The organism is Actinoplanes italicus (genome assembly GCF_003001815.1).
Taxonomy (GTDB): domain Bacteria; phylum Actinomycetota; class Actinomycetes; order Mycobacteriales; family Micromonosporaceae; genus Actinoplanes; species Actinoplanes italicus.
In genome coordinates this window covers 269,535-292,853 of record NZ_PVMZ01000001.1, presented here as the reverse complement: position 1 = coordinate 292,853, position 23,319 = coordinate 269,535, and the positions used below count along the sequence as shown (strand labels likewise).

At 68.1% G+C, this 23,319-nt stretch carries 21 protein-coding genes; 16 read left to right on the top strand and 5 right to left on the bottom strand.

What is annotated here, in order from left to right; all coding sequences use genetic code 11:
• Positions 1-2: 2 nt before the first annotated feature.
• The 5 genes from CLV67_RS01420 to CLV67_RS01405 all read right to left on the bottom strand — a co-directional run bounded on the left by CLV67_RS01420 (position 3) and on the right by CLV67_RS01405 (position 3,269).
• Positions 3-851, bottom strand: a complete 849-nt coding sequence (locus tag CLV67_RS01420; RefSeq protein ID WP_106315712.1) for a peptidoglycan-binding domain-containing protein — start codon at positions 849-851, stop codon at positions 3-5.
• A gap of 311 nt (positions 852-1,162) precedes the next feature.
• Complete coding sequence (locus CLV67_RS01415) at positions 1,163-1,528, bottom strand: hypothetical protein (RefSeq protein WP_146168955.1); 366 nt, start codon at positions 1,526-1,528, stop codon at positions 1,163-1,165.
• Positions 1,525-1,935, bottom strand: a complete 411-nt coding sequence (locus CLV67_RS50880; RefSeq protein ID WP_146168954.1) for a hypothetical protein — start codon at positions 1,933-1,935, stop codon at positions 1,525-1,527. Before CLV67_RS50880 ends, CLV67_RS01415 begins: the two co-directional genes overlap by 4 nt.
• Before the next feature lie 193 nt (positions 1,936-2,128).
• Positions 2,129-2,371 (bottom strand): DUF397 domain-containing protein, encoded by a 243-nt coding sequence (locus CLV67_RS01410; protein ID WP_106315289.1) that lies wholly within the window; start codon positions 2,369-2,371, stop codon positions 2,129-2,131.
• Between the two features lie 13 nt (positions 2,372-2,384).
• Positions 2,385-3,269 carry a helix-turn-helix domain-containing protein gene (locus CLV67_RS01405; RefSeq protein ID WP_106315288.1) on the bottom strand — a complete coding sequence of 295 codons (885 nt, stop codon included), beginning with the start codon at positions 3,267-3,269 and terminating at the stop codon, positions 2,385-2,387.
• A 280-nt stretch (positions 3,270-3,549) separates the two neighbouring features.
• Between CLV67_RS01405 and CLV67_RS01400 the strand changes: the two genes are divergently transcribed.
• The 16 genes from CLV67_RS01400 to CLV67_RS01325 all read left to right on the top strand — a co-directional run bounded on the left by CLV67_RS01400 (position 3,550) and on the right by CLV67_RS01325 (position 23,316).
• Positions 3,550-6,357, top strand: a complete 2,808-nt coding sequence (locus CLV67_RS01400) for a phage tail protein (protein WP_106315287.1) — start codon at positions 3,550-3,552, stop codon at positions 6,355-6,357.
• Positions 6,358-10,611 carry a hypothetical protein gene (locus CLV67_RS01395; RefSeq protein WP_106315286.1) on the top strand — a complete coding sequence of 1,418 codons (4,254 nt, stop codon included), beginning with the start codon at positions 6,358-6,360 and terminating at the stop codon, positions 10,609-10,611.
• Positions 10,592-11,677: a hypothetical protein gene (locus CLV67_RS01390; RefSeq protein ID WP_239166149.1), complete on the top strand. Its 1,086-nt coding sequence runs from the start codon at positions 10,592-10,594 to the stop codon at positions 11,675-11,677. Before CLV67_RS01395 ends, CLV67_RS01390 begins: the two co-directional genes overlap by 20 nt.
• A complete protein-coding gene (locus tag CLV67_RS01385; protein WP_106315284.1) occupies positions 11,677-12,219 on the top strand; it encodes an H-type lectin domain-containing protein in 543 nt (180 codons plus the stop codon). Before CLV67_RS01390 ends, CLV67_RS01385 begins: the two co-directional genes overlap by 1 nt.
• Positions 12,220-12,416: 197 nt before the next feature.
• Positions 12,417-13,391 (top strand): CpaE-like family protein, encoded by a 975-nt coding sequence (locus CLV67_RS01380; protein WP_146168953.1) that lies wholly within the window; start codon positions 12,417-12,419, stop codon positions 13,389-13,391.
• Positions 13,392-13,454: 63 nt separating this feature from the next.
• Complete coding sequence (locus tag CLV67_RS01375) at positions 13,455-13,817, top strand: hypothetical protein (RefSeq protein ID WP_146168952.1); 363 nt, start codon at positions 13,455-13,457, stop codon at positions 13,815-13,817.
• Positions 13,818-14,008: 191 nt separating this feature from the next.
• Positions 14,009-14,695 (top strand): hypothetical protein, encoded by a 687-nt coding sequence (locus CLV67_RS50875; RefSeq protein ID WP_146168951.1) that lies wholly within the window; start codon positions 14,009-14,011, stop codon positions 14,693-14,695.
• 270 nt (positions 14,696-14,965) lie between these two features.
• Entirely contained in the window at positions 14,966-15,949 is a 984-nt protein-coding gene (locus CLV67_RS01370) for an AAA family ATPase (RefSeq protein ID WP_146168950.1), read from the top strand.
• Positions 15,946-16,458 (top strand): hypothetical protein, encoded by a 513-nt coding sequence (locus tag CLV67_RS01365; RefSeq protein ID WP_106315280.1) that lies wholly within the window; start codon positions 15,946-15,948, stop codon positions 16,456-16,458. The genes CLV67_RS01370 and CLV67_RS01365 overlap by 4 nt, the downstream gene beginning before the upstream one ends.
• Positions 16,459-16,515: 57 nt before the next feature.
• A complete protein-coding gene (locus CLV67_RS01360; protein ID WP_146168949.1) occupies positions 16,516-16,851 on the top strand; it encodes a hypothetical protein in 336 nt (111 codons plus the stop codon).
• Positions 16,852-17,085: 234 nt separating this feature from the next.
• Entirely contained in the window at positions 17,086-18,012 is a 927-nt protein-coding gene (locus CLV67_RS01355; RefSeq protein WP_106315278.1) for a DUF2637 domain-containing protein, read from the top strand.
• A 542-nt stretch (positions 18,013-18,554) separates the two neighbouring features.
• A complete protein-coding gene (locus CLV67_RS01350; protein ID WP_106315277.1) occupies positions 18,555-19,517 on the top strand; it encodes a recombinase family protein in 963 nt (320 codons plus the stop codon).
• A 610-nt stretch (positions 19,518-20,127) separates the two neighbouring features.
• The gene (locus CLV67_RS01340; RefSeq protein ID WP_170153717.1) at positions 20,128-21,162 is read left to right on the top strand and encodes a ParB/RepB/Spo0J family partition protein; all 1,035 of its coding nucleotides are present in this window, start codon (positions 20,128-20,130) and stop codon (positions 21,160-21,162) included.
• Positions 21,163-21,985: 823 nt separating this feature from the next.
• Positions 21,986-22,480, top strand: coding sequence for a hypothetical protein (locus CLV67_RS01335; protein ID WP_106315274.1), 495 nt, complete (start codon positions 21,986-21,988; stop codon positions 22,478-22,480).
• Positions 22,481-22,645: 165 nt separating this feature from the next.
• Complete coding sequence (locus tag CLV67_RS01330) at positions 22,646-22,915, top strand: hypothetical protein (protein WP_106315273.1); 270 nt, start codon at positions 22,646-22,648, stop codon at positions 22,913-22,915.
• On the top strand, positions 22,912-23,316 hold the full coding sequence (locus CLV67_RS01325; protein ID WP_106315272.1) for a hypothetical protein: 405 nt from the start codon (positions 22,912-22,914) through the stop codon (positions 23,314-23,316). The genes CLV67_RS01330 and CLV67_RS01325 overlap by 4 nt, the downstream gene beginning before the upstream one ends.
• Positions 23,317-23,319 lie beyond the last annotated feature (3 nt).

Here is a 23,319-nt window from a genome sequence, read left to right as displayed (position 1 = left end):
CCCTAACCGACCGGGTTGCGGTAGGCGGCGTCCCACGTCTTCTTGCCGAGCCGGCCGTCGACGCCGAGGCTCTGGTCCTTCTGGAACGCCCGGATCAGCGCCGTGTACTCGGACCCGTAGATGCCGTCGTTACCGGCGCCGGCAAGGTAGGTGTGGCCCTTACCGATGGACCAGCCGCGCCGGGTCAGCTGCCGCCCGAACTCCTGGAGCCACTGCCGGTCGGTTTTGCCGACGAATCGCCGCTGGTGCTGGCCGGACACGGACCGGTCGCCGCCGGACGCCGGACCGAAGTAGTAGCCGTCGGGCAGCGGGAACGCGACGGCCGGGCCGGGGGCGGGTTTCCCTGGGGCCGGCTTCGGTGGGGTGGGGGTGCCGCCGACGATCGGCAGGCCGGCCTTCAGCCAGCTGTAGATCTCGTCGCCGGGGCAGGTGGTGGAGCCGCGGTCCCGGTGGCCGCGGAGGACCAGGTTGCCGCCCTTACGCCGTTCGGCCTCTTCGTAGAGCAGCTTGAAGTTGCGGCGGGCCGCGTCGGAGACGTCCTGCACCCCGGCCTTGTCCTTGCCGATGATGCACACACCGATGTTCTCGGTGTTGTAGCCGGCGCAGTGAGCGCCGACTGTGGTCCAGCCTCGGCCCTCGTACACCTTGCCGGTGATCGAGTTGATCAGGAAGTTGTAGCCGATGTCTGACCAGCCGCGCGTGTCCATGTGGAAGTTCTGGATCTCGCGGACGGACTGGCTCGCCGATGCGGCGCTGTAGTGCCCCATGAAGCCGGTCCGCTGTGACCAGGAGACGGTGTCCCGACCCCGAGGTGCGCGGGCGCCCCATTCGGCGCGGCTGATGATGTCCAGTGTCACGGTGCCTCCCGACAGCCATCACGGATGCCGGTGGCTGTCGGGGGAGACGTGATCACGGTAGCGGGCGAACGCGAAGAGAGCACACCCGGATTGGTGTGGCGGGCGCATCGTTTGGGGCGTGAAGGAGGTCGATGCGCCCGCCCACCCGGGCCGTCCTACCCGGGTGCTTGGGCCGGCCGGTGCCCCATCGCCGTGGCGGGGCGGGCACCGGCCGGTTCACGTCACCCTGCCCGTGTGTTGGGGAGTGGCGTGGTTCAAGCCCACCGGCCGCCTAGGGTGCGGGACCTCGGACGACCGGCGGGGGCCTACATGGACCAGAGGAACTGAAGGTTTCTGCCGTCGATGGTGAGGTTCACCTTGGCGAGCATCTGCCGGACGATCCACTGGCGGTACTGCGGGGCGAGGCTCCTGACGTTGGCGCGGGCGATGACCCGGCGCCATACGGTCTCGTCGACGATCCCGGCGTCGGCCTTGCGGTCGCAGCCGCCGCACGTGTACGCCAGCCGCCAGACCGGCGACCCCTTGGACGTGTCCAAGATCGGATCGCCCGGGGCCATGAGCGTGGTGCAGTGCGCGCACCACAGCAACCCCCGCATGAGGTACGGGTCGATGGACGGGACGGCGTTCGCAGGCAGCGTCACCGTGGCGGTCTCTGCTGCGGCTGTCGTCATCGAACGTCTCCTGTCCGAGGGTGGGCCGGGAACGGAGCGGGCGAACCATCGCGTTGTGCGCTTCCGTTCCCGGCCCGCGCCGACCAATCGTCGGGCGCCACGACCACGAATCCGCCACGACCGGACTTCGGCGAGCCAGCCGACGCCGGGGCTGGGGACCCGCCGACGGTGGCTACCCGGGGCCCACGCCATGGACTCTGCGCGGCGTGGGCGGGTGTGAGTGCTGTGACGTCCACGCCGAGAGCGTTGAGCAGCTTGGTGGCGTGGAGGCGGGACCGGCATGCCTGTTTGCCGCAGACACACCCGTCGGGGCCGGGCCGATGGGCCTCGTACGTCTGCACGCCGGCGGCGAGCTGCGAGACGCCGGCGTACGCGAGGATGTCGCGTTTCGGGTCGTCGGTGCTCATCGTTGCCCTCCCCCGGGGAACAGATCCTGACGGGAACGAATCAGCTATGGAGCTGATCCGCTGTGGAACAGTGCCAGGATGGCACCGTTCGGGTGAAGATCACAAGTGGAATCCGCGGATCAGGTGTCACCAAAACGGGCGAGGGGCCACCCGCATCGCGGATGGCCCCTCGGTTGGTAGTGCTGTGCGCGTCCTAGTCGAACTCTCCGTTTCGGACGCCCTCGCGGAACGCCACCCACTCGCTCGGGGTGAACGCCAGGCGCGGCGAGTTGGTGCCGAGCTTCGAGTCGGTGAGGATGCGGGTGCCGTCGGCGGCCGTGCCGACCTCGACGCAGTTGGAGTCTCCAGCGCTCCGCGACGACTTGACGCCAACGACGTCGCCGTACGCAGCGGCCAGAGCAACCTGGTTCTCGACCAGAGCTTCTGGGTCGATCATGTTGGTGTGCCTTTCAGGGTCGGGCTTCGGTGGGCAGGGATGAGGCCACCGTGGAGATGAACTCCGCGCTCTCCTTGGGGGATAGTGCGGCGTCGTGCAGCCGCTTCCACAGCCGCACATACCGGTCCGCCGGGCCAGGCTCGGTGATGAGAAGGTCCTCGGTCACCGTGTCGACCGCGACGACTGTGGGGTCGCCCGGATCGGCGTAGGAGTACACACCGAACGGAGTACGAGGCGGAAGACCTTCGAGCCGGGCGTCAACCGGCATCACTCGTACGGTGACGTTCGGTCTCTCGGCGAGGGTCAGGACGTGTGCCAGCTGCTCGGCCATGATGTTCGCCGGTGCGATGAGCCGCCGGATGGCCTGTTCCTCGACGATGAGTTCATAGTCCGCCCCGTCGGGGTCGGTGATGATGCCCTGGCGGCGTTTGCGGGCTGCCAGGTTGGTTTCCAGGTCGATGGCGTCACCTTCGGCGATGGCTACCTCTGCGAGGTACCGGGCCATCGCCGGCGTCTGCACGAGGCCGGGGAACATGACGAGCTGGAATTCGCGGATCTCCTTCGCTCCGGTCTCCAGGTTCGCGATGCGTGCCAGCCGGGCGCCCATGCGCGCGTAGGGCCGCGTCTCCCACCAGCCTGTCTCGGCGGCGTCGCGGGCGACGCGTACGAGGGTGCGATACCGCTCGTCGGCTTCGTCGACGCCGCAGGCTTCGAGGTAGGACATCACCTTGCCGACATCGGGTTTGCGCTCGTCGTCGCTCTCCAGCCGGGTGACGATGATGCGGCTCCACCCGAGCCGTTTGCCGAGCTCCTCGGCGGAGATGTTGCCTGCCGCCTTGCGGAGGTCCCGGAGGGCGGCGCCGAGGCGGAGGCGCCGCACGAGCGGGCTGCTGCTCAAGTTGTCCTCTTCCTTGGCTGGAACAGTGCCGGATTGGCACTACTGCCGAGCGTACCTACGTGGCGCTGCCGATGATATGAGCAGGTGCATTGACGCAAGTGCTTGTCCGGTTACGCTGAGCTTCTGATCTGGTGTGCGGGACGGGTCGGGCTGAAAAGGGATGACGGGGGACCTCGGGGCGTCACCGAGGTTCCCCGTTGCATTCGCGCAGCTCCCGGCCCATGAAATGTAGGGTTACTGTGAAATATAGTTACCCCGCATCTTGGCCTACGCTGATCATGTGGCACTGGGACGCGCGTACATCGAAATCGTCGGTGATGTCCGGAAGTTTGCACCGGACCTCGCCCGTGGCCTGACCAGCGCTTTCAAGATCTCCGGCGTCGGCGCGATCGCCGCAGGCGCCTCCACCCAGCTGATCGGCTTGGCCGGCTCCCTGGCTCAAGTCGGCGGCGCTGCAGTAGCCCTTCCCGCCGCGATCGGCGTCTACGCGGCCGCGACCGGCGCAGCCCGGCTGGCCACCGCCGGGCTGGGCGAGGCCATGACCGCCGCGGCCAGCGGGGACGCGAAGGCCTTGGAGAAGGCGATGGAGGGCCTGTCCCCGAAGGCCCAGAGCCTCGCCCGCGAGGTGCAGAAGGTCGCGCCCGCGCTGCAAAGCATCAAGACGGCGGCGCAGGACGCCTTCACCGGGCAGCTGGTCGGCCAGATTCAGTCGACGGCGACCGTACTCGCCGGCCCGCTGCGCGTCGGCCTCGCCGGGATCGCCACCGAGTACGGAAACGCTGCCCGCCGCGCCTTGGAGTTCGCCCGCGAATCCGCGACGGTTGGCGTCCTGAACCAGGTGTTCGCGGCGACTCGAACCAGTGTGGCCGGCCTCGCTGCGGCGACCGGGCCCGTCCTTACCGGGCTCCGCGACATCACCGGCATCGGCTTGCCGCTGATGACGCAACTCGGCGTCGGCGCCGGGAACGCGGCCACGAAGTTCGGTGAGTGGCTGAGCAAGGTCGCCCAGTCTGGGCAGGCCGCAGCGTGGCTGAGCAACGCCGTCGCGGTGCTGCGGCAGCTCGGCGACATCGCGCAGAACGTCGGCGGCATCCTGTCCAGCGTCTTCCAGGCGGCGGCCACGTCCGTCGGGGGTGGCCTACTCGGTGGGCTGGTCCGGGTGACGGACCAGCTCCGCGCGTTCTTCGAGTCCGCCGAGGGCAGCGCGGCTCTGACCAGCGTGTTCACCGCGCTGGGCACCGTCGCATCCGGCGTCGGCGGCGTGTTCGGGACGCTGCTCACCACGGCGGGGCAGCTGGCCCCAGCGCTGATGCCTATCGCTCAGGCCGTCGTGCCCGCGTTGCAGGCCGTCGCGTCAAACCTCGGCCCGGCGATCGCCGCCCTCGGCCCCGGCCTAGTCGCCGTGGTCCAGGGCCTCTCGCAGGGCGTGCAGGCCATCGCCCCTGCTCTCGGTCCCCTCGGCGGCGTGATCAGCTCGATCCTGTCCGCCCTGGCGCCCCTGCTCCCGGTAGTAGGCCAGCTGGTCGCGGCGCTGGCCGGCCCGCTGACCCAGGTGCTCGCCGCCCTCGGCCCGCTGCTCGCCCCGCTGGTGTCCGCGCTGGCTCCCATCCTGAGCCAGATCGCGCAGACCCTGAGCGCGGTGCTCGCGCCGGTCGCCCAGCTACTCGTCCAGCTGTTCACGCAGCTAGGCCCCCCGCTGGGGCAGATCGCCGCAGCCCTGGGCGCGTCGCTCGCCCCCGCACTGGCCGCTGCCGGGCCGCTGGTCGCCAAGCTCGTCGAGGCGGTGATGCCGCTGGTGCCGGTGCTCATCTCACTGCTCGGCCCCGTCCTCGAGGTGGTGACAGCATTGGCGCCGCTGAACCAAATCGCCGTGCAGCTCGCCACCGCGCTGGTCGGTGTCGCAGCACCACTGATCCGGTTCGGGGCCGGGGTGACGGGCCTGCTCATCGCGAAGACGGTCGCCCCCCTGATTCGGGGCATCGCCAACGTCATCACGTTCCTGGTGACCCCGCTGGCGTCGGCGGCCGGCTGGCTGGCCAAGGTGGCAGGCTGGCTGAGCAGCATCAACTGGGCCGGCGTCGGTTCTGCCATCGGCGGCGCGTTCTCGTCGGCTTGGACCGCCGTGTCGAATTTCTTCTTGACGTTGGGCCGCTGGTTCGCCGAGCTGCCCGGGAAGATCGGCTCATTCCTGGCCGGCCTGCCTCAGCAGCTGTGGCAGCTGTTCACGTCGGCCGGGAAGCTGGCGCTGCAGGCGCTCGGCGTCGCGATCGGCTTGATCATCTACGCCGTGACCCAGCTGCCCGGCCAGGTCGTCACCGCAGCGCAGAACCTGCCGGGGATGCTGCGTGATCTGGTGTCGCGTGCCATCACCGGGGCGAAGCAAGTCTTCAGCAGCGGCGTGACGGCAGTGGTCTCGTACGCCCAAGGCCTAGCGGGTCGGACCGTGGCCGCGCTGTCCAGCTTGGGCAGCCGCCTATCGACGACCTTCCGGAACGCGGTGACGGCCGGCAGGAATGCGGCCGTGTCCGGGTTCAACTCGATCCTGTCGCACATCGGTGGCATTCCGAGAAAGATCACCGGCTACGCGGGCAGGTTCCTCGACGCCGGCAAGGCGCTGATCAAGAAGCTGGTCGACGGCCTCGGCAAGGTGCCGTCGCTCGGCAAGATCGCGACGGCGATCGCCAGCACCATCAAGTCGCAGCTGAACAGGATCATCGGGGCAATCAACTCCGGAATCGCGAACATCGACAACGTGCTGCCGGGCAGCCTTCCGCGGATCCCGATGCTCGCCAACGGCGCGATCCTGCGCCGCCCGACGCTGATGGTCGGTGGTGAGGCAGGCGACGAGGTGGTGATCCCGTTGACCCGACCCCGGCGAGCCCGGCAGTTGGCTGAGCAGTCCGGCCTGAGCCGGTTGCTCGGCGACGGCGGCGGGTCCGTTGTCTTCGGGCCCGGCTCGATCCAGGTCGTGTTCCAAGGAGTCGTGCCGACCCGCGCCGAAGCTGTGCAGACGGGCCGCTCGGTCGGTGAGGGCGTGCAGCGGGCGCTGGCACGCCGCAGTGTCGCAACAACCGTGAGGACGATCTAAGTGGACACCTACAACCCTGACCGGCCGTACGTTGTCGGCCAGCAGTGGCCTCCACTGCTGGCCGACCAGGTGCTCCTGGACCCTTCGATCGAGGTCGGCTACCGGTTCCGTTCCGGACACAACCCGGACGACTTGGATCTGCGGTCAGTGCAGCTGTTCCTTCAAGCAACACCAGGTCAGCCGACCCGTAAGCAGCTGACCGCGCAGGTGTATTCGGACGGCGAACCGGCGTTGATCGGCCCGGCCCGGACTCTGCTGATCCCGTGCACAACCAGCACGGCAGTTGCTGGCGCGACGGCCGGCGGCGGCGCGGCCACCTTCAAAGACGCGGTCGTGAACCCGTCCGACGCCGGCCACGTCATCATCACCGGCCCGAACGCTGCCATTCGGTTCTGGTTCGGGACGGCCGCGGCAGAAGTTCAGACGAAGCTCGACTACCAGCGGATCCTCGACGTTTCCGTGGTGTACGCGATCTCCGGGCCGTTCGACCAGTACCCCGGGGCCGTCACGATCGGCTTGGAACGGCCATCCGCGAACGTGAACTGGGTCATGGACGACACGGTGACCGGCCCGGCATCGCAAGCTGCGGGCACCGTCATCCGGCGGGCCCGGCTGGGTGAGCTGAACCCGTGGTGGTCACCGACTCAGACGCCAGCGCAGACCGCATGGCGGTTTCCGTGGTCCGCGGATAGCCGGACGTGGTCACCGACCCCGATGGCCGGCCTGGACTCCATGTCGGCCAGCGGCGGCACGAACATCAACGTGCGGATCGGAACGTCGGCGTCCGTACCTGCCGGGACGGTATTCCAGATCCACTACGTGGCCTTGGAAGTGACCTACGGTCAGGAGAACCGGGTCGGTGCTGGCGGCTTGGACATCTCCGGTGGCATCGGGCTCCTGCCAGACGGCACCAGCTATCTCGACATCCCGCTCATTCAGGTGGAGTACAACCTCGGTTACCTGCCGGGGCTGACACCCGGCTCGCCCTACGCGGTCACCATCGGGCAGGCCTATTCGGGTTCCCTGTCGGTGGCGTCCCCTGTGCCGGTTGCGCTCGACCGGCTGGGCTCGACCGAACCGTTCCGCGGTCTCGAAGGTGTCGTGGTCCGTAAGACTCTCCGGCCCGGGGCGGCACCGACGCTGGAGCGCACGGAGATGATGCCGCCGATCGCTTTGATGCGTGTGGGCAACCAGGTTGACCCCGGTTCGCACGTCTACCGGTCGAGGGCGGTCGGTAACGCCCACAGCTCGTTGGGGCTGGCCGCGGTCCTTCAGCGGATCATCGACACCGACGCCGGCACCTACCCCTGGGTGAAGTTCTACGCCCGCTGCCAGGAGACGACACGGGATCCGCTGCGAGTCGGCCGCATCACCCCTACCGGAGCTACGGACGTCCTATGGGCGGAGTTCGGCGAGGTGAGCGTCGACGAGTTCCATGAGCTACCGGACCTCGGCAACGGCTGGCGGGAAGTCCTGGTCCGGCTCAACGCTCCGGTGCAGCTCACGGGCAGCGGGAATCCGGTCGAAATCGCATTCAAGTCGATGGCCGGGGCGGAGGCCGCATGGCACATCCTCGGCGCTGACCAGAACGTGCTCTCGGTGGCCACGGCCGCCGCGAATCTGGCCACCTACCAGGGAGAAACAGGATATGGGAAGCCGAACGTCATCGACCTGTCTTCCGACCTGACGGTGATGCTGCTGCGGGACATGGACCTGGTATCCGGCCTGACCGTGACTCCCGCTGTCCAAGAGTTGGCGGTGGTGGACGAGGCATGCGGGCGCCCGACCGGGACGGTACCGACCGGCATCCTCTTCCACCGGCTGGAGTGGGAGCCGATCAACTCCGAGATGGTCTCCGGGTGGGGCCACTACGAGGTGCAGCGGCAGGACGACACGATGTCCTCCGACGAGTGGGAGACGATCGCGGCGATCCGGTGGCCACAGGTGACCACGATCGACGACTACGAAGCCCGCGTCGGAGTGCCCACCCGCTACCGGGTGCGGACGGTGCACCGCGCGGGTCTCGCCGGGCCATGGACCACGGCAGCCCCAGTGGAGATCCCCGCCCCGGGCGTCACTGGAGTGTCGGGCGACGCCGGCGTACTGATCCTGACGAGCAACCACGACCCGGACGCGAACGCCGCCTACGTCATGTCGTGGGGAGGCGACCCGGTCGAGGAATTCACGTTCGGTGAAGCGAGCCAGGTCGAATGGCGCGACATGTTTGGCCGAGACTTCCGAACTGCGCACCGGCCACTCGAGCGCGGCGGTGTTGAGTTCACCCGGACTGTCCTGGTCAACGCTGTCGCCGTCGCGCCGAAAGCGCTCGACCGCGGGTTCGGTGCGCTGCGGGATCTTGCCTGGGACACGGTGCCGTACGTGTGTGTGCGCGACGAACTGGCCAGCCGTTGGCTTTCGGCGATCGTGGTGCCGTCCGGCACCGTCCGGCGGAGACCGTCCGGCGGCCAGTTGCAGCTGGCCCAGATGACGGTGGTCGAGACGACCGGGACGCCGGCCCCGGTGGCCGGGGGTGATCCGCCGTGCGAAGGACTTCGGCCGGAAGGACGCGCTGTCCAGGTGGAAGCTGTGGCGCCGGCCCGCCCGTCAACGTTTCAGACGGTGATCGCCCAGGACACGTTCACGCGGGTCGTCGCCGACGGGTGGGGGTCGATGGAGTCGCCGGCGTTGGCGTGGCAGCGGACGGCGGGCCGCGCCGAGCGGGCCAACGTGACCGGATCCGTGGGCCGCATGGTGATCGCCGACTGGCGGAACGCCAACCCGATGTTCAACGCGAATGCCGCCTCGTGGACGCCCTTCGGCGCCACACTCGGCTGGCAGCAGGCTCAGGTGTTCGAGGGTTTCGGCGCCGCTCTGCTCACCCCAGACGGGGTGACCGCGACCACCCGGATGGAAAGCGACTACGCGACGGGTGTGTCGCCGGGCGACTCGTGGCGGGCCGCGGCCCGAGTGCGCTGCCCTGTCGCGCGCACCGTCACGATCAGCATCAACTGGTTCGACGCCGCGAATGTGTACCTGTCGACGGCGACGGCCTCGGCGGTGACGCTGGCTGCGAACACCTGGACCCGGCTCTCCACCGCCGCCGCAGCTCCCGCCAACGCGGCCCGGGCCTCCGTCAACGTGGCGATGACGGGCACGCCGCCCGTGACGCATCTGCTCTACGTCGACGAGGCATACATCAGCCCGCAGACCGGCGAGATCCGGATGGTGACGGCGAATCCCGTCGGTTCCGCTGATGTGGCGGTTCGTGTGAAGGCCAGGATCACCGCGGCGCCGGCCGGCACGAACCAGAAGGTCGGCCTGTTCTTCCGGCGCGTCGACGGATCCAACTACTACCGCGGCAACCTGACCTTCGCGACCGACGGAATGTTGAAGGTGAACCTGGAGCGGATCGTCAACGCGACAGTCACGATGAGCACCACAGAAGTCCCGGTCAAGGTGTATGGAGCGAACGGGTACGAACCCGTCAACTGGACCGTAGGCACCTGGTACTGGCTTCAGGTCCGCGCCGTCGGTGACGTTCTGCAGGTCGGTGCGTGGCTCGACGGACACCGGCCCTACCAGACGTTGGGCACCGTGATCGATACGGCGTTCCCGGCAGCTGGCCGCGTTGGGGTGGCCGCCGGCCCGCCAGACGCCAATACGACGAACTCCGCGCTCGCTTTCGAGGTGGACACCTTCGAGGTGTTCAGGAGCCCGGCGGAACTGGACTTGCGGTTGCAGTTCAGACCCACCGGTGACGACCCGTGGTGGTTCTCGTTCCGCCACTACGGAACCTACGGCACGAACATGTCGTCGTCGGGTTGGTGGCTGAACGTCGGCTCCGACCAGGTCCGCGCAGACGTCTACGACACCAACTACTTCTACTGGGAGGTACCGACGGCAGACCTCAAAGTCGTCACTGGCCAGCGTCAATGGCTGCGCTGGGTCCACCGCACCAAAAGCGATGTCGCTGGGCAAAGCCGCGCCGACCTGTACCGGTCGACCGACGGGGTCACCTGGGAGCTGATGCGCACAGTGACCGACGACGCGGAACCGCCCGCATCTGACTGGGGCGAGTTCGGCATCACGCTGTCCGGGCCGGTCACCCTCATGCGGGCGGAGTTGCTCGGCGGGGTTGACGGGCCGGTGCTGATCAGCCCCGACTTTGAAGCGCAGCCTCCCGGAACGACGCAGTTCGTCGATGCGCTGGGATACGAGTGGAAGGTCGATGGTCGTGGCATCTGCGCCGGCTGACCCGCTCGACCTTCCGGGCTGGCTCGGCCAGCGGGCGTTGACGTACACGTTCGAGGTCGTGAACGGGCTCACCGGCCGGCGGAAGGGCCGGCTGTCGCCGCTGCGTTCGTCGGCGCCGACGCTGGCCCATGACACCACCTCGATCATCTCGCGGCGAGTGAACGGCCTCGTCATCGACGCGGACGACGCGGTGAACCTTGATCCCCTCGTCGACCGGATCGAAATCGCGATGATCGTCGGCGGCCGCACGCACACGACATACCCGCTCGGCCGGTACCTCGTCGTCGACGACCCTGTGGCGGAAACGACGAGCGGCGGCACCACCACACTCACGCTGTTCGACGAGATGTTCGTGGTCGACCAGGAACTGGAGACCGGGATCGACGCCGGCGGCCGGCCCGTCGACCTGGCGATCGGCAGCCTTCTCGAAGGGCTACCGATCGGCGACGTCATGATCGAGGCGACGACGGAAGTCAGCAGCAACTCCTGGACGGCCGGCACCTCGCGCGGGAGCGCCCTCGCGGACCTGGCGACCCTGGGCGGCTACCTGAAACCGTGGTTCGACCACCGGGGTCGGCTCCGGGTGGTGCAGGCGTTCGACCCGGCGGCCCGGGCGCCCACGATCGACCTCGACGTGACCGGTCGAGTGCTGCGGAGCTCGTTGTCGCGCTCGTCGGAGATTCTCAACGCGCCGAATCGGTTCGTGGTGATCTCCAACGATCTCGGCGATGGCGGCACCGCCGCGGTGGTTGGCCGGTGGGATGTGCCGGCGACAGCGCCGCACAGCATCAGCCGTCGCGGGGTCGTGCTACCGAAAGTGATCGAGGTGCAGGTGCCGACCGCACGGCAGGCGCAGTTGTATGCGCGGACATTCGGGTTGCAGGCGGCTGTCTACGAGATGGTCGAGCTGTCCACGGTCCCGGACCCCCGCCATGACGGCTACGACGTGATTCGCTGGAACGGGCAGCTGTGGCTGGAGATCGGCTGGGAGATGCCGTTGACGCCTGGCGGCGAGATGCGGCACACACTGCGCCGGGCCTACCCGGGCGCCGAGGGCGAGTCGTGATGGACGGCCCCGATCTGGAGCAGGTGAAAGCGTTCGCTCTGGCTGTGTATGGCCAGCTGGACCGGCTGGGCCTGCGATGGCGGCTCAGGCCGGCGACGGTCACCCAGGTCGAGCCAACGGGGACGATCCGTGCTCGGCTCGACGGTGATACCGCGGCGGTTCGGGTGGTGTCGATGGTGGGTCCGGTCGCCGCCGGTGAGCGGGTGATGATCGTGACGACACCGCCGTCGGGAAGCCACATCGTCGGGTGGGTAGGCGGCCGAACTGCGGGAGCTGGTGCGCCAGCGGCCCTGTTCGGGATGAGCGGAACAGCCACGGTGACGTTCGCCGCGGCGACGAACTTCACGCTGGGCGTGAACTTCCCGAAGCCGTTCGCCGCTGCTCCGCGGGTCTTCACGAACATCGCGTCGACGACGCCAGCAGCAGGCTGGTCGTCGCGGGCGGTTGCGGTGACGGCGACCGGCTTCAATCTGCACCTGACGGGCACGGCGAGTGCTGCTTGGTCGGCGGTGCCGGTGCAGTGGCTGGCGGTTGTGGCATGACGGGCGTGTAGATACAGCGCGGCCCCGGACCGGAGTCCGGGGCCGTTCTGCGTTCACGTGGAATGAACGACCCCAGGATAGCGGCCTGCGTGATGGCCAGCCAACAGCAGCAGGACTGTATATAAAACTTTGACACTCTGGTTGGATCAACCGTAGAATAAATGTACACACAACGTGCGCTCTAGCTGGGAGGATGCATGGGAAGGATTCTGGTGGTGCCGCATGTGCCCACCTTCGTGGAGGACGTCATGGAGGTTCTGGGGGACCTTCGCGATGCCGACATCACGGTGATTGACTACCCGGACGCCCGAGTCTGGGAAGAGGCCGCGATGGTCGTCGTCGATGGGCGCGCCGAGGAGCTGATGAAGCGGATGCCGGCGCGTCGGGACACGTACCTGGTGACGGTCGGCCTGCTCGGGCTCAACGCCATCAAGACCCGCGAGCGGCTGGCGTGGCGATATGAGCACGTCACTGTCCTGGAGCTCCCGCACCACGCGGAGCTGCTCAGGGAGTTCGCGGAACAGGCCCGCGACGCTGGCCCCCGTACGGCGCTGCGGGTCGGCGTGGTCGGCGGGCACGGCGGTGCCGGGACCACGACGCTCGCAGTGTCGCTAGCCGGAGCTGCGGCGTTGTCCGGCCGGCCGACCCTGCTGCTCGACGGCGACCGGCTCAGTGCCGGGATCGCCAAGCGGATCAAGGAGGGCTACACCCGCCAGCGGCCGGACCGCCTGAAGGTCCTGGACCGGGCCGAGTTGGAGTTCAGCGGGGCGTCTCTGGCGACCGCGATGGACGAGGTCGCGGCTGACGTCGTGATCATCGACTTCGGCCGGGACCTGGACCCCATGCGGCTGGCCGCCGCCCGGCGATGCGATGTGGTGCTCGTCGTGGCCGACGTGACCCGGAACCTGGCCGCGACGCGCCTGATGCTGGAGCAGTTGCGGATCGAGCAGGTCGGATTCGTGGTTGTGCCCCGGACGTGTGGCGATCACTGGGCCCAGCTGCTGGCCGGCGACTTCACGGCGCCGCTGGCCGATGAGCTGCCGCCCCGCCCGGCCCGGGGGCTCGACCATGAGGGGGCCGTGGATCTGCGGGACGCTCGCGGCGATCTGATCGCCTACGCGTCCGGGCTGTTGGACCTGATGCCGGAGCTGGCGGCGGAAGCCGCGGTCTGATCTTCCCTGCGGCGCTGACTGTAGATTGTTTCTCGACAGTGCCGCGGGGAAGGGATTGGAACGTTGAAGGTGACGAGAGCGCAGTTGAAGGCGAAGGCACGCGAGGTTGCGGAGCAGCTGATCGGTGACGAGCCGCTGACGATGTCGCCCACCGTCGGTCTCAAGGAGATCGGCCGAATGTTCGGTGCGGCGGGACACACGCCCTACCAGTGGAAGAACCGCGGGGTGTTGCCGGAGGCGGATGCGCCGCTGAGTGGCAACCCGGCCTGGCGGCTCCCGACGATCTACCAATTCGCCGAGGACACCGGCCGGACGATCGTCTGGGACCCCTGGGGTCTCTACGCGCCGTCCGGCGAGGCCGAGGGCGGCAGTGGGGTCGCGGCAGTCGAGGACGCGGACGAGGCCCCAGTGGAGGCTGACTCATAGCTATGCGGTCACAGACAACCATTGCGACCCCTCATCTCGGGTGTAGGGTGCCGAGATACGTCTCGGCCCCGCCAGGCGGTCATCTGGCGGGGCCGGTGGAGACGCGCCCAATCGGAATCAGGGTCGCCGGGCCATCGTACGCCAGCACGGCGTGTGGTGCCCTGCGGCGGTACACAGGAAGGTCGCCGTGGATGGTCGACCGATGGACAGTCGAGCGTGCCGTCAAACGAGAGGACTGTGGCCTCGAACCACCCGGCCGCCAGTTGGTGCTGACCCTGCTCACCTGGACGGATCACGACACCGCCAAGATCCCCGAGCGGTACACCCCCAGCCTCACCGCCCTCCAGGGGGCGACCGGGCTGGCCCGCTCCACGATCGCTGACTGGCTGAACAAGCTGGAGGACCGGTGGGTCGTGCGGAAGCGGCCCACCGTGACCGATGCGCGCCGGAAGAAGTCGCGCACCGTCTACCAGATGCAGGTGCCGCCCGATGTGCTCGAGCGGATGATCGCGGACGGCACCGCTAGTCCGGCAGCCGGACCAGCGCGCCGCGACTCGAAGCGGCCGGCTGGTCCGACGCGCGGACCAGCTAGGGCAGGGGCCGTGATTTCTGGTCCGGGACGCGGACCAGAAAGTGACTGGGATGGTCCGACTGCCGAACTAGAACTGGTCCGCCTCCCGGACCGAGTTGGTCCGCCAACCGGACGCAGACCATACAGAGAACAAGAAAACGGTGTTGGCCGCTCCAGCCGGATCGGTCACCCGTACATCGAAGGGCCCAACGGGACCTGCGCGCGGCCCGGCTGCACCAAAAGCGCCCCGCTGCACGACCGGCACCTCGCGGCCGTGCCGAACCAGGAAAGGAGGGGAGCGGGATGACTGCCGCAGCACAACCGGAGATCGCACAGTGCGAGAACTGCGGCGGCCTCCTGAAGCCCGCTGGAGACGACTGGAGGCACCAGGACGACACGGGATGCACCGACCTATGGGTACCCGTTCACTGTGTCCATTGTGGCCTTCCGGCCGCCGTTGGGTGCCTCGCCTGCGGGCAGTGCACGGGCGTCTTCTTTTGCCCGTGACATGTGCGGTCTCAGTCGCTAACTGCGACCGCCCAGCAATGCGTATCGTTCACGTGGAAAGGGACGAAAGTTGAAGACACGATTCATGCCAGCAACCCGCACCAAGGCGAAAGCCAGGATCGCCCTGGCCGGGCCGTCCGGTGCGGGCAAGACCTTGACCGGGTTGAAGCTGCTGTACGCCCTCACCGGCGCCGTGACCGTCGCTGACGGCATGCAGCGCATTGCCTTCATCGACACCGAGCGGGACTCGGCGGACAAGTACGCCGCCAACCTCGGCTTGCCCGGCGTCGGCGAAATGACCCCCGACGAGGCCGGTGGCTACGGATTCGCGAAGGTCTCCCCGGTGAAGTACGACCCTCGGCAGCTGGTCGAATTCATCGACGAGGCCGCCGACGGCGGGTTCCCGGCGCTGATGGTGGACAGCCTCTCGCACTACTGGTTCGGGCCGGGCGGCATGTTGGAGCTCGTCGACCAGTTCGCGCGCCTGCACGGCGGTCGCTCGATGGATGGCTGGAGGGATGCCCGTCCGGTCGAACGGGCTTACATCGAGGCCTTGATGGCGTTCCCTGGCCATGTCGTGGTGTGCATGCGCTCCAAGCAGCGATACGAGCTGGTGGAAGGCAGCGACGGGCGATCGAAGGTGGCCAAGCTCGGGATGCAGCCCGACCAACGCGACGGCCTTGAGTTTGAATTCGACCTGGTCGGCGACATCGACATGGAGCACTACTTGCGGGTCACGAAGTCACGGTGTGACGGGCTCGCCGACCGGGTGTTCCACAAGCCGGGGTACGAACTGGCCGGCGAGATCACGGACTGGCTGGAGAACGGCGAGCCGCCAAGGGAAGTCGACTGGGACAAGGCTCTGGCTGCGGCGTCGTCGCGGGAGGACCTCGCGATTCTCTGGCAGCGGGCACAACGGCTCGGCAAAACGCAGAGGATGCGCTCGGCGTTCAATGCGCGTGGCGCCGAGATCGCAGCGGCGCGTTCTCTGGAGACGGTGCCGCTCGACAGCTCCAGCGCAGACGAGGCCCGCGTGCAGGCTGGTGCTGCATGAGCAACGTGCAGCAGGCCGGCGTGCGCGCGGCGGTGCTCAAGGTGCTCGCCGAGCTGGTGAAGGGCGCCTACGAAGAGGCGCGAGCCGAGGCGGACGGTGAGCTGGCCGACCTGAACGGCTCGCTGGGTGTGGCCACCGTTGAGCTGAAGCTGCCGACCGGCGACACGATTGCGCAGCTCACCCAGTCGCAGAGCAAGCAGAAGGTCGACGTCGACGAGCGGCAGCTGCTCGCGTACTGCAAACGGGAGTATCCGACGGAGGTCGAGACCGTGGAGTCGGTGCGCCCGGCGTTCCGGAAGGCACTGCTGGGCCGTCTCGAGGTCGTCGACGGCAAGGCGGCCGATCCGCGGACCGGGGTGGTCCTGGAGTTCGTGACGGTGACTCCGCCTGGGCCGGGCGGAACGACGCTGACGTTCAAGACGGCAGGCCGCGATCGGGTGGCAGCGGCATACCGCGAAGGCGTCCTTACCCTGCCGGACCTGCTGGCGTTGCCGGCGGCTGAGCACTGATGGACGGCGCGGGGCCGGCGTGTGCCCGGCCCCGCGCCCCGTCCGGGGGAGCGGCTGATGCTCGTGGACCAGGACCTGATGCATGACGGGCGTCTGGACATCGCGCTGTTCACCGCGGCGGTACGTGACGGCCGACCGGTCGGCACATGCGCCTGCGCTGGTGCGCTGTGGGGCTCGGTCGACCGGGGCCGCGGGCTGGTGTGGCTGACGATCCGGTGCGGCTCATGCAGCGCGGAGCGCACCTCGCCGGACGGCCGACTCGCGCGGCCGGTGAAGGAGCCGGGTACGGCGCGGCCGGTGAGGTCCCCGCGGCGCCAACGGCAAACGCGCTGGCTCGATGCCGAAGCGGCAGAGCTGGAGGCCCGACGCTTCCCCGGAAGTGGCGCGGTCTGAAGGCGGGTGACCAGCTCAGCGGACTACGCAGTTGCGTTCCAGCGGCCCACCGGGCCAGCCGGTGGGCCGCTGTTCCATGACAGTACGAGAGGAAACCAGGTGAAAACTCTGTTCGACATCGCATCGGCCGGCAACCGGCCGGTGCGTCCAGCCCTGGTCGGCTCGGCCGGACCCGAACCGGCCCATGGGCCAGAACCGACCAACGCGGCCGCGGCTGCGGCAACGAAGTAGGCAATGGTGAACGTTCACGTGGAGAAGACATCGTTGCCGGAAACGCCACAGCGCCCGACCACTCTGTCCTGGGTCGTTGCCTGGACGGCGATGGTGATCGGCATTGCCGCCTCGCTGGCGGCAAACGTCGCACACGCCACCCCCACGGTGGCCGGCAGAACGATCGCCGGGTGGGCGCCGGTGGCGCTGCTGCTGGTCGTCGAGGTCCTGGCTCACACGCCGCGGCCGCGGTTCTGGGTGCTCGCCTGGGCCCGCTACCTGGGCACCGCCATCGTTGCCGGTGTTGCCGCAACGGCAAGCTACCGCCACATGCGCGGCCTGGCGCTCCAGGCGGGGGAGGACTGGCTGACGGCGAGCACGCTGCCGCTGTCCGCGGACGGGCTCATCCTCGTGGCGTCGGTGAGCTTGATGGCCTTGGCGTACGAACGGCGTGCGGCAATGGCTGCCGAGGAGGCGGCACGGCCAGCGCCGATGCCGATGCCGCTCGCTGTCTCGGCAATGCCACAGCCGGATCCAGTGCCGTTGCCGCCGGAGGCGGCGGTTGACCCGGCGCGGGAAGCGGCAGCGGCAGTGCCGGGGGATGCCGGGCCGGTGCCGTTGCCGGAAGCGGCAGCGGCAGTGCCGGCGGATGCCGACCCGGTGCCGTTGCCGGCGATGCCGGACCCGGTGCCGTTGCCGTTGCCGTTGCCGTGGAAGTCGGATGCCCCGCTGCCGGACGCCCTTGCGGCTGGACTAGACCGATTTCCCGATGAGACGCGCCGTCGCTTCGAGCGCGCCTATCGCATAGCCCTTGCAGCGGACGCGGCCGGACACCCTCTTACCGGGGCTGAACTGGGGGCCCAATGCGAGCGGGGCGAGCGATGGGGGCGAGACCGGCTAAGCGAAGTTCGTACAACAGTTCGAGGACGTGTCCTATCGGGCGTGTCGTAACCGCCAGTCACGGGCTGCGAATTTAGCAATGCCGCAGCACCCGCTGGCGGCATAGGGGGTCGCAATGCTTCAATGAGACCGCACAGGGCACGATCGGTGTCCTGTGCAGGACATGGTCCGGTGGCTGTCGGGGGACGCTCACTGGCCGGTCCGCCGCTGTGCGCCGCAGCGCGCACAGAACGAGGGCTCAAGGTGCCGAAGGGGGGCACCTTGAGCCCTCGCTTGCATTCATGACTTTGGTTGTCATCTGGCAAACGTGTGCGCGTTGCCTGCTGGTATGGCGTTTTCGTCACGTTCGGGAGCTCGCCGAGACCCCCGCGGCGCGGCGATCTGGTCTGTGAAGGTTCTTTTCCACTTGTGGGAACGTGCTCATTGTGCTGTGGGGTCCACATCGCGGGATGGCACAACTGTGCCGGTCGCGCACACGTCGCTGTATGTAGAGGGAAACAGTAGAGGACTGTTACCGTATAGCTCGCGCCTGTTGGGGTCGGGTGCACGTGCATGTGCATGGGAGTCGGAACAGTTGAACGTGGAGAACAAGGGTGCGTCCTTACGGATATGACAAAGAAGACGAGATCGTTGACGAGGAGGCGGCGATTATTCGTGAACTCGCGCGCCGCCTGCTTCAGGAGAAGGAGAGCATGCGGTCCTGCGTGGCCGACCTACGCGACCGAGGCGTGCTGACCTCGGCCGGCAATCAATGGACCCAGAATTCGATGAAGCGGATCATGGTGAACCCGCGGCTGGCCGGACGAAAGATCCAACGCGGAGAGGTGGTGCCGGCTCCGTGGAAGCCGATCCTCGACATCGCCGATCACGAGGCACTGGTCGCTCTGCTGGACGATCCAAGCCGTAAGCAGGGGCCCAGCTCGAAGGATCCGAAGTATCTGCTGTCCGGCGGCAAACTTGCGTGTGGGCGCGAGCTGCCTGATTCGGACGGCGATGGAACGCACCTTTGTGGGAAGACCCTCTACACCCAGCCCAGTTCCGCGGGGACCCGCGGATATGTGTGCCGCAAGGCCAGCCCGAGCTACGGGTGCGGGCGGCTGCGGATCGCGGCCGGCCCTCTGGAGGAGGAAGTGACCACGCGGGTGCTCGCACGCCTCGCTTCGCCGAAGGTCCGGGAACGCCTGGCTACGGCCGTGGGTGTGGCTGCCGGCGGCAAGGAAAGCGTGGAGGAGGCCATCACGGCCATCAAGGGCCGCGTGAGCGAGGCCCGCGAGGAGTACGTGACGCGCGGCATCAGTATGGCCACCCTCAAGGCCATCGAGAACCGCGCGAATACGGAGATCCAACAGCTCAATGAACAGCTGGAGCAGCAGAGGCGGCTCAAGGAGTTGCCGGCGACGACGGCGGACGGCCTCGCGGAGTGGTGGGTCGACGCCCCGCTGGAACGCCGTCGTGATTTGATCGGTCTGGTCCTGGACAAGGTGATCGTGAAACCTGCCTCTGTGCGCGGGTCGAGCGGCCTGGACAAGGACCGGCTGGAATTCGTGTGGAAATAGCGCTAAGTACCCGGAAAGGCGCTACCTGTTAGCGGATTCGGCCCTGGCGGCGCAACCGTCTGTTTGTGTCGGGATCGTGACCGACTGGGCCGATTGCCGTACCCGTCCGGTTTGCTAGACGATCTTGCAGTCTGGATTCAGTCAAGATGTGTGGGCGGCCCTCTCTATGGGGAGTGTGGGGTCGCAATGCTTCTGTACGATCATCGAGCACGCACGCGCGGGGGAATGCGCAGCAGCCGGGAGTTGCCGTAGTGGGACGGGATCGGGATCGGGAAATCGAGGTGCTCAACCTCTCGCGCCGCATTGCCGCCGAGGTGGAGTCAGGATCAGTGGATGAGGTCGAGATGAGTGACGAGCAGTTGAAGGAGGTCGCGGAAGTGTTGTGCGCCGGGCTGGGCCCAGTTGTCCGCCTGGTGGCGCCCACCGCGATGGCGGTAGGTGCTGTCGTACACCAAGTGTCCACTGTGCTAAGTCCGGTGGGCACAATCGCCTCGGCTCTGGCCAGCTAAAATGCGTCGCTACTGTATATAAAATATAGACGCAAGATCGTTTCTCTCATAGAATGAAGTTGTACGAAATGCTCCGTACAGCTCACGTGGAGGAACGAGAAATGGCAGTCAAGAAGCCGGTCCTGCGCACCATCCCGGTCGCCCGCATCGAGCGGGACCCGGACCAGCCGCGCGAGGAGTTCGACGAGCTGAAGCTGGCCGAACTGGCCGTGTCGATGCGGAAGAACGGCCAGCTCCAGCCCATCGCGGTGCGCAAGACGGACCGGTCCGGCCATTACATGGTCGTCGTCGGTGAGCGCCGGTGGCGTGCCTCCCAGATGCCCGACGAGGACATCACGCGCCTGACCAAGATCCCGGCCGAGGACTTGGCGCCGACACTCGCTGAACTGCACGCGATGGTGTGGGACCTGGACGCGGACGCCGCATTCGTCGCGCAGGTCGCCGAGAACGTGAACCGCGTCGACATGAACCACATGGAGGAAGCCAAGGCCTACGCCCGCCTCAAGGAGAAGGGCTGGGAGGTCGTCGACATCGCGGAGCTCTACGGCAAGAGCGCCCCGTACGTCGGGTGGCGGATCGACCTGCTCGGCTTGGTGCCTGAGCTGCAGGAGCTGGTCGCCAAGGGGCAGCTGGGTGTCAACGCGGCCTGGTACGTGCACCGGCTCTCGCCGGACCAGCAGCGCGTGTTCCTGAAGAAGTTCGCCCGCGGCGACTTCTCCAGCGCCAGCGACGCTGAGGCGTACGCGAAAGCCTGCAGGGAGGTCGAGATGCAGGAGTCCTTCTTCGAGCTGGACGAGTCGGCTCACTCCGAGGAGGAGCAGGAGAAGATCCGCACCGAACGCAAGAAGGTGGTCGGCAAGATCGACCAGCTGGCCAAGGCCGGCGAAATCTTGCAGGAACTCGGCGCGATGGAGGTGGAGGACCTCGCGCGCCTGCTCGCCGGCGCCGAGGGAGGCATCGGCGCCTACGAGCAGCGCATCGCGCACCTCACGGGCGCGGCCCGCAAGCTGAGCACCAACCTGCGTAGGGCCAAGGCGCTGGCGGCCGCTGTGACCGTGGACCTGAACCCTGAGGCGATCGTCGTCGAGGTCCCCACCGAGCTGGTCGACCTGACGCCGGTGCCCGAGACCGTCTGATGATCTGACGCGGCGCCCCGCACCAGACTGGTGCGGGGCGCCGCCCGTTTGTGCGGTCTGAGGTGTAGGGCCGCAATGCCATTGTGTAGTAGCGTGCCTCAGCGTGAGGCGCGTGAATGCCAGGCGCCCGTCGTGAACCGGGTCGAGGGTGCCGACGGGTTGCCGGACTGTGGGGTATGCCGGCGGTCGACGGTGCGTGTGCGTCGGGGTGAGGGCGGAGTGCCGGTTCTGCTCTGCCTCGCCTGTGACGGCGGCCCGCTCGTCGACAAGGCGCGTGCAGCCCTCACCGACGAGCAGCGTCGGGCGCTGAACCTGTGAAAGGGGGAAGCGTGTTTGAGAAGCCACAACGCAGCAAGTGCGGCTGTGGGGAGCCAGTGTTGTTCATCAGCTCCGGACCATGGCGGCACCTGGTCCTGGACGGCGAGCCGCATCCGGCCGGGATTATCCAGGTGATGCGGCAGCGAGGCCGATGGCGCGCGCAGCGGCTGGCCGGCGATGACTTGGCCCGGTATCGAGGCCAGCGGTACATCGATCACCACCTGACGTGCCTCGGCTCAACGCGCGTTTCTGCAGGCGCTTGACATGTAGGGTCTCATTTGCTTGGCGACGCATCAATCTGTAGAATAAGTGTATACACCTGTGCTGCATCAGTCGCGAAGTGGCCGGACGGGGCGCGGTCCCCGCGCAAGCGGTGCTCTGACGGTCTGACTAACGGCGCGCGGTGTCCGTGGAGATGCACCAACGGAAGGAGGCCCACAGTGGCCACGAGATGTAGGGTCGCAGTCGCATGGCTGCGGCATACACCACAGGAGGACGGAAGCCGGTGACCGAACAGCAAGAAGCTGAAGTCGGCTGGATCCGGGCGCAGCTGCCCAGCTACGACCAGACCCGCGCCCTCGCCACCGCGGCGCTCGCCCGCGTCGGCGTCGAGATCGGGGCGCACCTGAGCCCCACCGCGGTCCGGGCCCTCGCCATGGCCGTGGTCGACGCGATTGATCACCCGGCCCGGCTCCGCGGCGTCGACCACGCGCTTCGCGAAGCCGACGAGGCGGCCCAGGCCATCCAGCAGCGAGTCATCGCCCCGCTGCTCGGCCGGACCGACTCCGACGCCCTCGGCAGACTCGCTGTACACCGCACGTACCTCGACGGCATCCAGCACGTCCGCGCGCAGCAGCAGCAGCTGCTGATGCACAACGCCCGCACGTGGCTCGGCATCGAGGTCGTCCCGCTGGAAGCGCCCGACATCGTGCCGCTGCCCGACGCGTCCGAGCTTGTCGCCGGGCGGGTACGCGTCGAACGCCGGGCGGGCACCGCATGAGCCGGCCGAAGTGGCCGGCCCCGTGGGCTGGAGGCGGCCGGTGAAGCGGCGCGCTGCCCGCCGAACCGCGGACGTCGACACGGCACGGAGGCTGCGGGTGCAGCGAATCAGGATGGTGTGCCGACGCCGGTGGCAGCCCCGCCACCGCATCGAAAGGAGAAACAGGTGACGACCCAGTTCGTCGATGTTGGTGGCGACGGCGAGTTCGTCATTGCCCCCCGAGTCACAGCCCGGGCCGTGCTGCCCCTGCCGCCGCTGCGGGCCGGCGGCGACCCGGTGGAACTCGACCTGCTCTACGTCAGCGGCCCACCAGCGGTCGTCGCCGCGGCCGTCGACCGGCTCGGCGACTACCTCGCTGAGGTCATGCCGGGCATCGTGGGCTTCTTCCGGCAGCACGCCGGCGAACCCACCTCCGCCCCACGGGAGGGCGAATGATCCTCTACACGAGCCGCTACCAGCGATTCCGGCCCAGTCAGGGGGCACCGGTCCGCACCACGGTCGGGTTTCCCCAGTTCAAGCTGGCGTACGAGCTGGCTGGGCACGCACAGCTGATCTCCCCGACCTGGCAGATGGTGAGGCTCGGTAACGAGGCGTTCTACCGGGAGCAGTACATGGGGATGCTCGACGCGCGAGGCCTCGACGCCATCGAGGACGAGCTGCTGGAGATCTCGGACAGAGCGGGGGCTGACCGCCTGGTCCTGCTCTGCTTCTGCGACCTCTCGAAGCCGGACGGCTGGTGCCATCGGCGGATGTTCGCCGAGTGGTGGGAGCGAGAGACCCGCGGAGAGGAAGAGGTACTGGAGCTCGCGGAGCAGCCGCATCCCGGGCTGTTCTAGAGC